At 70.7% G+C, this 14,890-nt stretch carries 11 protein-coding genes; 4 read left to right on the forward strand and 7 right to left on the reverse strand.

Annotated elements, in window-relative coordinates:
• Positions 1-372: 372 nt before the first annotated feature.
• Positions 373-2,820 (forward strand): DNA topoisomerase (ATP-hydrolyzing) subunit A, encoded by a 2,448-nt coding sequence (locus MTQ01_RS22315; RefSeq protein WP_247492626.1) that lies wholly within the window; start codon positions 373-375, stop codon positions 2,818-2,820.
• 183 nt (positions 2,821-3,003) lie between these two features.
• Here MTQ01_RS22315 and MTQ01_RS22320 read toward each other — a convergent pair whose 3' ends face one another.
• Positions 3,004-4,185 (reverse strand): GTP-binding protein, encoded by a 1,182-nt coding sequence (locus MTQ01_RS22320; protein WP_247492628.1) that lies wholly within the window; start codon positions 4,183-4,185, stop codon positions 3,004-3,006.
• Between the two features lie 62 nt (positions 4,186-4,247).
• Between MTQ01_RS22320 and MTQ01_RS22325 the strand changes: the two genes are divergently transcribed.
• On the forward strand, positions 4,248-5,153 hold the full coding sequence (locus tag MTQ01_RS22325) for a sucrase ferredoxin (protein ID WP_247492630.1): 906 nt from the start codon (positions 4,248-4,250) through the stop codon (positions 5,151-5,153).
• A 197-nt stretch (positions 5,154-5,350) separates the two neighbouring features.
• A complete protein-coding gene (locus tag MTQ01_RS22330) occupies positions 5,351-5,896 on the forward strand; it encodes an FBP domain-containing protein (protein ID WP_247492634.1) in 546 nt (181 codons plus the stop codon).
• On the opposite strand, the gene MTQ01_RS22335 is transcribed toward MTQ01_RS22330, so the two are convergent.
• The 4 genes from MTQ01_RS22335 to MTQ01_RS22350 form a co-directional block, all read right to left on the reverse strand.
• Positions 5,865-7,532, reverse strand: coding sequence for a cation acetate symporter (locus MTQ01_RS22335; protein WP_247492636.1), 1,668 nt, complete (start codon positions 7,530-7,532; stop codon positions 5,865-5,867). The genes MTQ01_RS22330 and MTQ01_RS22335 overlap by 32 nt on opposite strands.
• Positions 7,529-8,071 (reverse strand): DUF485 domain-containing protein, encoded by a 543-nt coding sequence (locus MTQ01_RS22340; RefSeq protein WP_247492637.1) that lies wholly within the window; start codon positions 8,069-8,071, stop codon positions 7,529-7,531. The genes MTQ01_RS22335 and MTQ01_RS22340 overlap by 4 nt, the downstream gene beginning before the upstream one ends.
• Before the next feature lie 205 nt (positions 8,072-8,276).
• Positions 8,277-9,113, reverse strand: coding sequence for an alpha/beta fold hydrolase (locus tag MTQ01_RS22345; RefSeq protein ID WP_247492639.1), 837 nt, complete (start codon positions 9,111-9,113; stop codon positions 8,277-8,279).
• Between the two features lie 130 nt (positions 9,114-9,243).
• The gene (locus tag MTQ01_RS22350; RefSeq protein ID WP_247492641.1) at positions 9,244-11,358 is read right to left on the reverse strand and encodes a DNA topoisomerase IV subunit B; all 2,115 of its coding nucleotides are present in this window, start codon (positions 11,356-11,358) and stop codon (positions 9,244-9,246) included.
• A 419-nt stretch (positions 11,359-11,777) separates the two neighbouring features.
• Between MTQ01_RS22350 and MTQ01_RS22355 the strand changes: the two genes are divergently transcribed.
• Complete coding sequence (locus tag MTQ01_RS22355) at positions 11,778-12,008, forward strand: hypothetical protein (RefSeq protein ID WP_211038919.1); 231 nt, start codon at positions 11,778-11,780, stop codon at positions 12,006-12,008.
• Positions 12,009-12,158: 150 nt separating this feature from the next.
• Here MTQ01_RS22355 and MTQ01_RS22360 read toward each other — a convergent pair whose 3' ends face one another.
• Both MTQ01_RS22360 and MTQ01_RS22365 read right to left on the reverse strand, forming a co-directional pair.
• Complete coding sequence (locus tag MTQ01_RS22360) at positions 12,159-12,995, reverse strand: trypsin-like serine protease (RefSeq protein ID WP_247492642.1); 837 nt, start codon at positions 12,993-12,995, stop codon at positions 12,159-12,161.
• Between the two features lie 198 nt (positions 12,996-13,193).
• On the reverse strand, positions 13,194-14,753 hold the full coding sequence (locus tag MTQ01_RS22365; RefSeq protein WP_308294431.1) for an RNA polymerase sigma factor: 1,560 nt from the start codon (positions 14,751-14,753) through the stop codon (positions 13,194-13,196).
• Positions 14,754-14,890: the final 137 nt, after the last annotated feature.

Here is a 14,890-nt window from a genome sequence, read left to right on the forward strand (position 1 = left end):
GCGGAGCTTCGCCGGGCGGCGGTGCCCGGCACGCGACATCGCTCCCCGGTCCAGCAAGATCCAAACGGCGGACCGCGGCTGCTGTCACTGTATGCAACCGTGCGGTGGGCGCGCTAAGTTCCCGTCGGGCGGGCATCGGGCACTGCCCGGCCCGGAGTTGTCGCACACTGTCCGGCGGCGGTCGCGCGGGGCTCGCGCGACCGTTGCCAACCGCCTTGCCCACCGCGCCGCTTGGGCCGGGCGCCGTAGTGTCAGCGACTGGGTTCACAATGGTCGGCGACCCGCCGGGTCGCCCGGCCCCGCCCGCCGCCTGCCACCACCGCAGGGGCGAGGCCCCGCACCGTCACGGATTCCGAAGGAGCCGCAGCCACAATGGCCCGCCGAGTTACGAAGTCCCCGCCGCCGGAGCCGTTCGAGGAGCGCATCCTCGACATAGACGTCGTGGACGAGATGCAGGGGTCCTTCCTCGAGTACGCGTACTCGGTCATCTACAGCCGTGCGCTGCCCGACGCACGGGACGGCCTCAAGCCCGTGCAGCGCCGCATCCTCTACCAGATGCACGAGATGGGGCTGCGTCCCGAGCGCGCCCATGTGAAGTGTGCGCGAGTCGTCGGCGAGGTGATGGGCAAGCTGCACCCGCACGGCGACAGCGCGATCTACGACGCGCTGGTGCGGATGGCGCAGCCGTTCTCGATGCGCCTCCCGCTGGTCGACGGCCACGGCAACTTCGGCTCGCTGGGCAACGACGACCCGCCCGCCGCGATGCGGTACACCGAGTGCCGCACGGCCCCCGCGGCCGGCCTGATGGTCGACTCGATCGAAGAGGACACCGTCGACTTCGCGCCGAACTACGACGGCAGCGAGCAGGAGCCGGTCGCACTCCCCGCCGCCTACCCGAACCTCCTGGTCAACGGCTCGTCCGGGATCGCGGTCGGCATGGCGACCAACATGGCGCCGCACAATCTGGGCGAAGTGATCGCCGCCGCACGGCATCTGATCAAGCACCCGGGCGCCGACCTGGAAACACTGATGCGCTTCGTGCCGGGCCCCGATCTGCCGACCGGTGGCCGGATCACCAACGTCGCCGGCATCAGGGACGCGTACGCCAAGGGCCGGGGCACCTTCAAGATCCGCGCCACCGTGGCGGTCGAGCAGGTCACCGCCCGCCGCAAGGGGCTGGTCGTCACCGAGCTGCCGTTCGCGGTCGGGCCGGAGAAGGTCATCTCCAAGATCAAGGACCTGGTCAACGCCAAGAAGCTGCAGGGCATTTCGGACGTCAAGGACCTGACCGACCGGGAGCACGGCCTGCGTCTGGTCATCGAAGTCAAGAACGGATTTCACCCGGAAGCGGTACTGGAGCAGCTCTACAAGTTGACGCCGATGGAGGAGACCTTCGGCATCAACAACGTCGCGCTGGTGGACGGCCAGCCGCTGACGCTCGGGCTCAAGGAGCTTCTCGAGGTCTACGTCGACCACCGCTTCGACGTCGTACGGCGGCGCAGCTCCTTCCGCCGCCAGAAGCGCCTGGACCGACTGCACCTGGTCGAGGGCCTGCTCGTGGCGCTGCTCGACATCGACGAGGTCATCGCCCTCATCCGCGCCAGCGAGAACGCCGCGGCGGCCAAGTCCGCGCTGATCGAGCGCTTCGACCTCTCCGACACCCAGACCCAGTACATCCTCGACACCCCGCTGCGCCGGCTCACCCGCTTCGACCGGATCGAGCTGGAGAGCGAGCGCGACCGGCTCCGCTCGGAGATCGAGGAGCTCACCCGCATCCTGGACTCCGACGCCGAGCTGCGGAAGCTCGTCAGCTCCGAGCTGGCGGCGGTCGCCAAGAAGTACGCCACCCCCCGCCGCACCGTGCTGCTCGACGGCGAGACGCAGACGCCGGTCGCCGACGTCCCGCTGGAGGTCGCCGACGACCCGTGCCGCGTGCTGCTGTCCTCCACCGGGCTGCTGGCGCGCACCGCCGGCGGCGACTCCGCTCTGGACACCTCGGGCCGCAGAGCCAAGCACGACGTCATCGTCTCCGCCGTACCGGCCACCGCCCGCAGTGAGATCGGCGCCGTGACCTCGGCGGGACGGCTGCTGCGGCTGTCGGTCATCGACCTGCCGCAGCTGCCCGAGCCCGCTCCAGGGACGCTCTCCGGCGGCGCCGAGATCTCCGAGTTCCTCTCGCTCGCCGAGGACGAGACGCTGCTCTGCCTGACGACGCTGGACGAGTCCTCGCCCGGCATCGCGCTCGGCACCGAGCAGGGCGTCGTCAAGCGTGTGGTGCCCGACTACCCGTCCCACAAGGAGGAGTTGGAGGTCATCACCCTCAAGGACGGCGACCGGATCATCGGTGCGATGGAGCTGCGCACCGGCGAGGAGGACCTGGTCTTCATCACCAACGAGGCGCAGCTGCTGCGCTTCCCCGCCGGCCAGGTCCGCCCCCAGGGCCGCCCCGCGGGCGGAGTGGCGGGCATCAAGCTCGGCGACGGAGCGCGGGTGATCGCGTTCAGCGCCGTCGATCCGGCTGCCGACGCCGTCGTCTTCACCTCCGCGGGTTCGCCGGACACCCTGGACGGCGCCGCCGCCTCGGCCAAGCTCACGCCGTTCGACCAATACCCGCGCAAGGGCCGCGCCACCGGGGGTGTGCGCTGCCAGCGGCTGCTCAAGGGCGAGGAGGGTCTGGTGTTCGCCTGGGCCGGGCCCGCCCCGGCACGTGCCGCCACCGCCGCGGGCAAGCCCGCTCAGCTGCCCGAGCCCGACCCTCGCCGGGACGGCTCCGGCGTGCCGCTCACCGAGCCCGTCGCGGTGCTCGCCGGGCCGGTCTAACCGGGCCCGTCGGTGGCCGGCGGCGCAGTCCGCCGCCGGCCGCGGCGAGCGCGTCAACGGGCCCGTTCGGTAGGGGCGTACGGCATCTGCGTCGGATGCCGTACGCCCCTACCGAACGGCCGCGGGGTGCGGGCCGGGGCCTGCTTGCGGCAGGCGCCGGAGGCCCCGGAGACCCGGCGAGTCTCAGTCGGTCGCGCACCGCTCGGCCTCGTCCGGGGCCGTCGCGCACCGCTCGGCCTCGTCCGGCGCCGTCGCGTTCAGCGCCGTCCCGTCCAACCGGGCCTCGTCCAGCGCGTCCTCGGCGCCCGCACCGCCGGCGAAACCGGTCCCGGCGGAGGGCTCGTCGACGTAGCGCAGTACGCACCACATGCCGCTGGGGCCGCTGTCCTGCTCACCCGGCCCCCGGCAGTCGAGCAGTTCACCGCGCAGCGTCGCGACGTCCAGACCCGCGCCGATGAGCACCAACGCCGTGCTCGGGCGTTCACCGCGCCCCCACGGGGTGGGAGTGAAACGCAGATAGCCCCCGACGGAGTGCACCGTCCAGCGCCAATCGGCACCGTCCGCCCCGAAGTGGACCTGCCCCTTCATCCGGTAGAGCCCGGCCGGCCGGGCGTCCATCAGCGCCATGAACCTGCGCGGGCTCAGCGGCTCCTCGGTCTCGAAGTCGAGGCTCTCGTAGCCGGTGTGGGTGTGCTGGAGCTCGCCCGTCTGCTCCAGGAACAGGTCCTCGAACGTCAACTGCCGGCCGCCGCCCGGCTCTTCACCGACCGGTCGCCGGTCGAAGAACAGCTCCGGGTCGATACGGCCGTGTTCGGCGCCCACCACCGGTGTGGCCGGGCTGACCCGGCCCAACTCGGCGTGCAGCGCCTCCCGGCGGCCGTCGTCCACCCGGTCGGTCTTGTTCAGCACGATCAGATCGGCGGCCCGCAGATGCCGGTCCAGCTCCGGGTGTCGCTCCCTGACGCCCTCGAACTCGGCTGCGTCCACGACCTCGACCAGACCTCCGTAGACGATCCGCTCGTGTGCGCTGGCGAGCACCATCCGGATCAGGGTCTCCGGTTCGGCGAGCCCGCTGGCCTCGATGACGATCAGGTCGATGCCCGCGGACGGTTCGGCGAGCCGGGCCAGCACCTCGTCCAGATCCTCGGTGTCCACCGCGCAGCAGAGACAGCCGTCCCCGAGGGAGACCATCGAGTCGACCTGGCCGGCGAGTGCCAGGGCGTCGACCTCGATCCCGCCGAAGTCGTTGACCACGGCCCCGATCCGCAGCCCCGCCCGGTTGTGCAGCAGATGGTTGAGCAGGGTCGTCTTTCCCGATCCGAGAAAACCGGCGATCACCATGACCGGGATACGGCTGCTGCTCAAGGGAGTTCCTCCAGGTGTGGTCCGGCGGCTGGTCAAGCGTGACCAAGGTTAGGCTCGGCGTCGTGAGCACGTGCACCACCGCCTCCCTCGAACTGGCCGAGCCGCTGACCGCCACCGCGGCCACCGCCCGGACCTGGCTCCTGCTGGAACAGCCGGGCCCCTGGGGCGCGAAGGCCCTGTCGCACAGCCGTCTCGACCCCGCCGTCGCCGCTGCCCTGTCCGCAGCGCTGGAAGGCACCGGGACCCGGCTCGCCCTCATCCGCCGACCGGGCCGGCACACGGACCCGCAGGCGCCCCGGCGGGTGTACGTCGCCCACACCGAGCCCGGCCGTTCCTGGGTGCGCACCACGACCCTGGCCGACCCCGCCGAGCTGCTCGACCTCGATCCCGCCGCGCTCGGCGAGGGCGACCACCGGGGACTTTGGCGGCCCCACGAGGGACCCCCGCTGGTCTGCGTCTGCACCAACGGAAAACGCGACCGCTGCTGCGCCCTGCTCGGCAGGCCGCTCGCCGCCGAACTCACCGCGTCGGGAATCGACACCTGGGAAATCACCCATATCGGTGGCCATCGCTTCTCCCCCACCCTGCTGGTGCTCCCGTACGGCTACGCCTACGGCCGTACGGACGCCCCTGCGGTCAAGGAGGTGACCGAGGCCCTGCGGGACGGCCGACTGGTCACCGACCGCTGCCGGGGACGTTCCGCCTGGGACCGTCCGGGCCAGGCCGCCGAACTCGCGGTGCGCGAGCTGACGGGCGAGGACGGTGTGGACGCCCTGCGCGTCACCGACACCCGCGGCAGCGCCCAGGACGCCGAGGCGTGGGCCGTCAACGTCACCCACACCGACGGGCGCCGCTGGCGGGTGAACGTCGTGGCCTGCGCCGACGCTCCGCCGCTGGCCGCGAGCTGCGGAGCGGCCCTCAGCAGGCAGCCCCGGATGGAAGCGGTGGCCGTCGCCCAACTCCCCTGACCGCAGAGGCCGTCCGGCCCGACGGGCACACGCGGCGGCCCCACCCGGCGGCCCCACCCGTCTGCCGACGCCGCCCGACCTGTGGCAGGTGCGGACGGTCCCCGCTGCCGCGGACCGCCGACAAAACCGTTGGCCGTCCTCACCGCTGCGGTGCTTCAATCGGCCGGCCGACCCCCGAACCGTGAGGAGAGACCAGCGTGCAGCCGCTGAGCGAGACCGAGATCAGGCAGTCGTTCGTCAACTGCTCCAAGGGCGAGGCGAAGCGGCTCAACCTCCCCCGGGACTTCGCCGGGACCGCCTGGTCCGAGCTGGATTTCCTGGGCTGGCGCGACCAGGGCGCACCCGACCGCGGCTATCTGGTGGTACCGCTCGCGGGCGCCGCTGTCGGCCTCACCCTGCGGGTCCCTCCCAGCAGCCGGCGGAGCCTGCTCAGAACGTCCATGTGCTCGTTGTGCACCACCCGGCACCCCTCCTCCGGAGTGACTCTCTTCGCGGCGCGCAAGGAGGGAGCGGCCGGCCGCCGGGGCAACACCGTGGGCACCTACATCTGCGCCGACCTCGCCTGCTCGCTCTACATCCGGGGCAGGCGAACGCCCGATGTGCTGCCCGTCAAGGAGACGCTGAGCCTGGAGGACCGGATCGCGCGGGTCGAGGAGAACCTGGCGGAGCTGGTGGACGCGGTACGGAACCAGGGCCTGTCCTTCGACTCCGCTACGCGGCCCCCGCGCCCGTCAGCGACCTGACCTCGGTCTCCGCGTGCCGGTGCACATCCGCACCGGCACGGTCGGTGACCGTGCCCAGCCACCCGGCGAGGAAGCCCAGTGGAATCGACACGATTCCCGGGTTCTGCAAGGGGAAGAGAGCGAAGTCCACCCCGGGGAAGATCGCCGCGGCATCGCCCGAGACCACCGGCGAGAGGACCACGAGCGCCACTGCCGGCAGCAGTCCTCCGTAGACCGACCACAGCGCGCCCCTGGTGGTGAAGCGCCGCCAGAAGAGCGTGTACAGCAGCACCGGCAGGTTCGCCGAGGCGGCGACCGCGAAGGCGAGACCCACCAGGAACGCCACGTTCAGGTTCTGGGCCAGCAGTCCGAGCCCGATCGCCACCGCGCCGATCCCGACCGCCGCGATCCGGGCCACCGCCACCTCGCGGCCGCTCCCCCGTACACCCTCCGCGTCGGACTCGAACCCGCCGGCGGCGAGCCCGCCGTCGTGGCCGCGGCCGCCCGTGCCCCTGCGTCGCCGACGGCTGAACGAGGCGTAGAGGTCGTGCGCGATGGCGGCGGAGGAGGCGAGGGTGATCCCCGCGACCACCGCGAGGATCGTGGCGAACGCGACCGCCGCCACCACGGCGAAGAGCGCGGCGCCGCCCGTGGTGCCCGCCCCGCCGCCCAGATGCTGCGCGAGCAGCGGTACGGCGGTGTTCCCGGCCGCGTTGTCCGCACGCACGGTCTCGCTGCCGAGCAGAGCGGCGGCCCCGAAGCCGAGGACGATCGTCATGAGATAGAAACTGCCGATGAGGCCGATGGCCCAGACCACCGATCGGCGGGCGGCGCGAGCGGTGGGCACCGTGTAGAACCGGGCGAGGATGTGCGGGAGTCCCGCGGTGCCCAGTACCAGTGCGATGCCCAGGCTGATGAAGTCCAGCCGGGAGGCCACGCTCTCGCCGAAGAGAAGGCCCGGTCCCAGGAAGTCCTCGGCGTGCCCGCTGCCCTCCGCGGCCCCGGACAGCAGGGCGGCGGGATCCCCGTCGAAACGGAGCAGGACCAGCACGGTCAGGCCGAGCGCTCCGGCCATCAGCAGACATGCCTTCACGATCTGAATCCACGTGGTGGCGCGCATCCCGCCGCAGGACACGTAGACCACCATCAGCGCGCCGACGCCGACCACCGTCCAGGTGCGCACCTCGCCGCTCGACCCGCCGAGCAGCAGCGCCACCAGTGTCCCGGCGCCCACCATCTGCGCGACCAGGTAGAGCACCGACACCACGACGGAGGAAGTGCCCGTCGCCACCCGCACCGGACGTTCGCGCAGCCGGGTCACCAGTACGTCGGCCAGGGTGAACCGCCCGCAGTTGCGCACGAGTTCGGCCGCGAGCAGCAGCACCAGGAGCCAGGCCACCAGGAAGCCGACCGAGTACACCATCCCGTCGTAGCCGTGCAGAGCGATCAACCCGGCCACGCCGAGGAAGGACGCCGCCGACATGTAGTCGCCCGCGATGGCGAACCCGTTCTCGGCCGGCGAGAAGAGCCGACCACCCGCGTAGAACTCCTCCGGGGTGCCCTGTCTGCGCCTGCCCGCCCAGGTGGTGATCGCCAGGGTGATCGCGACGACGACGCTGAACAGCACCACGACCAGCGTCCGCTCCCCGCCGGTCATCGCCCGACCTGCCTGGTGCGCAACTGGGTCTCCCAGCGCAGCTCGAACGCCGCCCGGTCCCGTCCGCGGCTCGCGTTGTGCACATACGCCCAGGTCAGCAATGCGGTGCTGAGGAACTGCGCAAGCCCGGCGAGTATTCCGATGTTCAACGGCCCCTCCCCCACGGGGGTGGCCATCAGCGCGGGGAACGCGGTCGCCGTGACGATGTAGAGCAGATACCAGACGAGGAATCCGGCCGTGGCGGGGAAGACGAACCGGCGGTGGCTGCGGCGCACCCACTGGAACTCCGCGCTCTGCTGCACGGCCAGGTACACCGCCGCGCGTTCCCCGGCGGCGGCGTCCCGACCGGGCTCGGAGTACGTCGGCGCACCCGCAGGACCGTTCCTGCGCGAGGGCGGCTCGTACGGTTCGCCGTCGGTCCCGGGCCCCGCGGCCTCCACGGCCGGGCCGGAGGCCAACTCGTCGTACCAGGGGTCCGCCACGCGCAGCGGCGCCACGGTACGGATACCGGCGTCGCCCGTGGCCTCGTGCTCTGTCACCGCAACTGTCACCCGAACTCTCGTCACTGCCCGGACCGTTGGCCCGTACGGGGCCGGTGGCCCGCCTGGCCGAGACCAGAATGGCGAGCGGCGAAGCGCGCGGGACGCGGTAATCCCGGACCTTCACCCCTTCAGGTGACGTGTGCTGGACAGGACCGCCTTCGCTCTGCCGGAGGGCCTCCGTACGGCCGTCGCACGGGCAGCGTCAGCGGACCCGACGGAAGAAGTCGCCGAGTGCCGCGGTGAGTTCGGCGGGGGCGTCCTCCTGGACCAGGTGGCCCGCGCCCGCGAGGGGCTCGAACTCCGCTCCGGGGATCAGCGCCGCGAGCTCTCTGCCCTTGGCGACCGGGATCCAGGTGTCCTCCTCGCCCCAGCAGACCAGCACGGGCAGATCGATCTCCCCGTACCGGCCCTGGACCTCGTCGGTGTAGCGCTGGTCCGCCTGCGCGATCTGACGGTAGAAGGCCGGCTGCCCGGCCTCTCCCGACCAGGGCTCCACCAGCCGGTCCAGAACTGCCGGATGCAGCCCGGGCCCGCTCGCGGAGGCGACGTACTCACGCACCAGCGCCCGGTGCAGCGCGGGCGGCAACTGCTCGAAGACCGCGGAGTGCTCGCCCACCAGCCGGAAGAACGGCGATCCCCACGGCGCCAGCGCCACCGGGTCCACCAGCGCGAGCGCCCGATAACGGGCCCCGTGCAGCAGATGTGCGCGCAGAGCGACCGCACCGCCGAAGTCGTGCGCCGCCACCAGCGGCGGCTGCGGGAGGTCCCAGTGCGCCAGCAGCCCGGCGAAGACCCGGCCCTGAGCCGCCAGCGAGACGTCCTGCCCGGCGGACTGCTCGGAGGTCCCGTAGCCGGGCATGTCCCAGAAGAACACCTGGTGGCGACGGGCGAGGGCGCGCGCGACCGCCCGCCACACATGGGAGGAGAACGGGGTGCCGTGCAACAGCACCACCGGGTCCCGCCCGGGTTCGCCGAGGCTCCCCCAGCGGACCTCGCCCGAGTCGCTGCGGTACGTGTGCGGCAACCGCCACTCGCCCATGGATCCTCTTCCTCCTCGATACCGACGCCCGGACGCGACAGCGCGGCCGCCGGCGGACAGCGGCCGGCGGGCGGGGTGATCCCCACTCGCCGGCCGCCGCCGACCGCAGCACGCTCGCGCCGCTGCGCCGCTAGATGTCGATGCGCGAGCGGTCCAGCGTCGCCGCCGACGTCGTGATGAACTCCTTGCGCGGCGCGACCTCGTTGCCCATCAGCAGGTCGAACGCCTTCTCGGCGGCCTCCAGATCGCTGATGTTGATGCGCCGCAGAGTGCGGTGGCGCGGGTCCATCGTCGTCTCGGCGAGCTGGTCGGCGTCCATCTCACCGAGGCCCTTGTAGCGCTGGATGGAGTCCTTGAAGCGGACCCCCTTGCCCCGCAGCTCCAGGACCGTCTGGCGCAGCTCGTTGTCCGAGTAGGTGTAGATGTACTTGTCCTGGCCCTTCTTGACGTTGGTCAGCTCGATGCGGTGCAGCGGCGGCACCGCGGAGAAGACCCGGCCCTGCTCGACCATCGGCCGCATGTAGCGCTGGAAGAGCGTCAGCAGCAGACAGCGGATGTGGGCGCCGTCGACATCGGCGTCGGCCAGGAAGATCACCTTGCCGTAGCGCGCCTGGTCGATGTCGAAGGTGCGACCGGACCCTGCTCCTATGACCTGGATGATCGCGCTGCACTCGGCGTTCTTCAGCATGTCCGAGACGGACGACTTCTGGACGTTGAGGATCTTGCCGCGGATCGGCAGCAGCGCCTGGAACTCGGAGTTTCGGGCCAGCTTCGCGGTGCCGAGGGCGGAGTCCCCCTCGACGATGAACAGCTCGCTGCGGTCCACGTCGTCGCTTCGGCAGTCGGCGAGCTTGGCCGGCAGCGCCGAGGACTCCAGCGCGGTCTTCCGCCGCTGGGCCTCCTTGTGCTGGCGTGCGGTGATCCGGGTGCGGGCCGCCGAGACGATCTTCTCCAGCACGGTACGGGCCTGCTGCTTGCCGTCCCGCTTGGTGGAGGTCAGAAACGCCTTCAGCTCCTTGGCCAGTACCTGCCCGACGATGCGGGCGGCGGCCGAGGTGCCCAGCACCTCCTTGGTCTGGCCCTCGAACTGCGGCTCGGCGAGCCGCACCGTCACCACCGCGGTCAGCCCTTCGAGGGCGTCGTCCTTCACGACGTCGTCCTCGGCGACCCGCAGGAGCTTCGCGGACCGGAGCACCTCGTTGACCGTCTTGGTCAACGACCGCTCGAAACCGCTCACATGGGTGCCGCCCTTGGGCGTCGCGATGATGTTGACGAACGACTTGACCGTCGAGTCGTACCCGGTGCCCCAGCGCAGCGCGATGTCGACTCCCAGCTCCCGGGTGACCTCGGAGGGGATCATGTGGCCGCGGTCGTCCAGGACCGGCACCGTCTCCTTGAAGCTTCCCTGGCCCTGGAGCCGCAGCACGTCGCAGATCGGCCGGTCCTGCGCCAGGTACTCGCAGAACTCGCTGATGCCGCCGTCGTACCGGAAGACCTCCTCGGCGACGGACGCACCGTCCAGGGCGCGCTGGTCACGGACCGTTATGGTCAGCCCCGGAACAAGGAAGGCGGTCTGACGCGCTCGCGCGTACAGGGTCTCCAGGGAGAGCCCGGCCTCCTTCAGGAAGATCTGCCGGTCGGCCCAGTACCGGATCCTGGTGCCCGTACGGGCCTTCGGCACCTTCTTGCCCTTGATCAGGCCGCTGGACGGGTCGAACGGAGCCTCGGGCCCGGACTCCGTGAACATCCCCGGGACGCCGCGGCGGAAGCTGATCGAGTGCGTCCGACTGTTCCGGTCCACCTCGACGTCCAGACGCGCGGACAGCGCGTTGACGACCGAGGCGCCGACTCCGTGCAGACCGCCGGACGCCGCGTAGGACCCGCCGCCGAACTTTCCGCCTGCGTGCAGCTTGGTCATCACGACCTCGACCCCGGACAGGCCCGTCTTGGGCTCGACGTCGACCGGGATGCCGCGGCCGTTGTCGCTGACCTCGACCGAGCCGTCGTCGTGCAGCACGACCTCGATGCGGTCGCAGTAGCCGCCCAGGGCCTCGTCGACGGAGTTGTCGATGATCTCCCAGAGGCAGTGCATCAGACCGCGGCTGTCCGTCGAGCCGATGTACATGCCGGGCCGCTTGCGGACCGCTTCGAGCCCTTCGAGGACCAACAGGTGACGCGCGGTGTAGTTGGAGCTGTCCCGATCCGCTCCGGTGAGCAGTGCGGTGGACGACGTCTCGGCGGTCACGCGGTTCGCTCCTCGCTGAATTCACTGGGGTGGCTTATTGCCGCTCAGAGGGTACCGACCCTTGCCATTGCTGGTGAAACGCCACCCGTGGGTAAACCTATGCTAGCGGCGAATCGTCCAGGCGTTCGATAACTCGTAAGGGTGACGTGTACATCACGTTCCCTTCGGGGCATGAACCATTTAGGCTCCGGGCACGTCCTCACCAACGAGTGGTACACCCACTCGGAGACGACAACTGGACAAGCGCAACGAAACCGACAAGCTTCTAGAACCAAGCAAACGGCCCTTTCGCCGCCAACCGGCAGCATCCAACCGTCCCGGAAGGCGACTTCAAGGAAAGTAGTCCGAGGCGGGAACATCTCGGACTGGTTGGATGTTGACCCTGGTACGACAGCTCGTCGAGCTAGAGAAGAGGCGACGTGACTACTGTTCTGACACCCGCGAGCCCGCTGACCGCCGCTGACCGCTGCGACCGCTGTGGCGCCCAGGCGTACCTGCGCGTCGTACTGGCCACGGGCGGCGAGCTCCTGTTCTGCGCCCACCACGGTCGCAAGTTCGAGCCAGAACTCAAGAAGATCGCCGCGGAAATACAGGACGAGACGGAGCGGCTCACCGCCACTCCGGCAACCGTGGGCGACGACGACCGCTGACCCGACGCACAGCGTCCTGACACCGACGAGCTCGGTTCCGGCCAAGGGCCGGGAAGACGACGGGCGGGCGACCACCGAGCGTGGTTGTCCGCCCGTCGTCGTGTGTGCTCCGGGCCGCCCACCACCGAGCGCCCCGAAGCCTCCTCCCGCCTAACCGCGCATCCGCCCGGTGATCTCCTTCTCCAACGCGGAAATCCTCGTGTAGACACCGGGCTGCCCCGCGACGCCGCAGCCCGATCCCCAGGAGACGAGCCCGATCAGCTTCCCACCGGAGACCAGCGGACCACCGCTGTCACCCTGGCAGGCGTCCCGGCCGCCCTCGGGCAGGCCGGCGCAGACCATCGTCTCCGCCCGGAACCGCCCTGCCGCGGCGCCGCCCGGGTAGGCGTCGGCACACTCCTGGTCCGCCAACACCCGCACACGGGAGGCGTGCAGCGAGGACGCATAGCTTCCGTCCCCGCCGGTGTCGCCCCAGCCGTACACCGACGCGGGCTGCCCGGCGGCGTACGCCGCGTCCCCGGCTCCCGCGAGGGGCACCACGGCGCCGGGCAGCGGCTTGGCCAGCGTCAGCACCGCCAGGTCCCCGGCGTTGGTCCGCCGGTCGTAGCGGGGGTTGACCCAGATGTCGCTGACCGCCACCGCGCGGCCCTGCTCACCGCGGAGATCGTCCCGGCCGGCGATCACACGGAAGTCCCGTACCCGGTCGGGGTCCGCGCCGAGGATCTGTCGGTCGAAGCAGTGCGCCGCGGTCACCACGGTGCGCGCCGAGACGACGGCGCCGCCGCAGAACTGCCCGGATCTCGAAGAGCCGAAGAGCTGCCGGCTCCCGATGGCCACCACCCACGGGTGGTCGGCCGTGCGAGCGGCATCACCGCCGATGACGGAACGGTCCATCGCATGGGCCACGGGCGGCCCGACAGCCGTGGCTGCCGTGAGGGCCAGGGACGAGACGAGGGTGGCGGTCAGAGCGCGCGTGAATGTGTTCATACCGCTAGCTGACTTTACGGAATCATCCAGTCACCCGCTGTCCGCCATACCGGCGAAAACGCGCACACCGCGTTGACTTCGCCGCCGCGGCCGCAACAGCGACGGCCCGGCCCAAGCCCCGCAGGGCGTTGTGGCCGGGCCGTCGCCGACAGGCGGTGTCGCTCGCCCCCGTTCGCTCCGGGTCGTCAGTCCGACTCGTCAGTCCAGGTAGTCGCGCAGGACCTGGGACCGGGAGGGGTGCCGCAGCTTCGACATGGTCTTCGACTCGATCTGACGGATCCGCTCACGCGTCACGCCGTAGACCTTGCCGATCTCGTCCAGTGTCTTCGGCTGACCGTCGGTGAGACCGAAGCGCATCGAGACCACGCCCGCCTCGCGCTCGCTGAGGGTGTCCAGCACCGAGTGCAGCTGCTCCTGGAGGAGCGTGAAGCTCACCGCATCCGCCGGAACGACGGCCTCGGAGTCCTCGATCAGGTCACCGAACTCGCTGTCCCCGTCCTCACCGAGGGGAGTGTGCAGCGAGATCGGCTCACGACCGTACTTCTGGACCTCGACGACCTTCTCGGGCGTCATGTCCAGCTCCTTGGCCAGCTCCTCCGGGGTGGGCTCACGGCCCAGGTCCTGGAGCATCTGACGCTGCACCCTGGCCAGCTTGTTGATGACTTCGACCATGTGCACCGGGATACGGATGGTGCGGGCCTGGTCGGCCATGGCGCGGGTGATGGCCTGCCGAATCCACCAGGTCGCGTAGGTGGAGAACTTGTAGCCCTTGGTGTAGTCGAACTTCTCGACCGCACGGATCAGGCCCAGGTTGCCCTCCTGGATGAGGTCCAGGAAGAGCATTCCGCGACCGGTGTAGCGCTTGGCCAGCGAGACCACGAGTCGGAGGTTGGCCTCCAGCAGGTGGTTCTTCGCCCGGCGGCCGTCCTCCGCGATGATCTCCAGCTCGCGCTTGAGCTTGGGCGCGAGCTTGTCGGAGTTGGCGAGCTTGTCCTCGGCGAACAGGCCGGCTTCGATGCGCTTGGCGAGCTCCACCTCCTGCTCGGCGTTGAGCAGCGGGACCTTGCCGATCTGCTTGAGGTAGTCCTTGACCGGGTCGGCGGTCGCGCCGGCCGCGGCAACCTGCTGAGCAGGAGCGTCGTCCTCGTCCTCGTCGGAGAGCACGAAGCCCTCGTTCTCGTTCTTGCCCTCGGGAGCGGCCTCGTCACCGGGCTTGCCGGGCTTGGCGGGGGCCTCCACGGCCTCCTCGTCGCCCTCGAGGATCTCGTCGACGACCGACTTCTTGGCCGTCTTCTTCGCGGCCGCCTTCTTGGTGGCCTTCTTGGCCGGACCCTCGGCGACCTTCTTGGCGGCGGTCTTCTTCGCCACCGCCTTCTTGGCCGCCTTCTTGGCCGGCTTGGCCTCCGAGTCGGCACCGGAGTCGACCGCCTCGGTGGCCGACGCCGCGGTCGACTGCCCGGCGGCGACGGACTTGGTGGTCGTGCGCCGCGCGGGTGTCTTGGCCGCGACGCTCTTACGGGTGCGCTTGGGCGCTTCGGCGGCACTCACCATCAGCGTCACACCCTCCTCGTCGAGGATCTGGTTGAGGCTGCGCAGAACGTTCTTCCACTGGGTTGGCGGAATCTGGTCAGCTTCGAAGGCCCGACGCACGTCATCGCCGGCGATCTGCCCCTCAGCCTTTCCCCGCTCAATGAGCGCCAACACGGACTCGGACTCGGCGATCTCCGCGGGGAGCGTACGGGATGTGCTGGCCGACACGAACAACCTCTCGGAACGATGGAATTGGCTACGACCCCGACCCTCTTCGGACGGGGCGTTGCGGGCACCGACGGGGATCAGCCGGCACCGGGATGGATGCGGAACGTCGGGGAACGGAACGCCGGCGAGCGGCTCTC

It is taken from the genome of Streptomyces sp. XM4193 (assembly GCF_023072595.1).
Classification (GTDB): Bacteria; Actinomycetota; Actinomycetes; order Streptomycetales; family Streptomycetaceae; genus Streptomyces.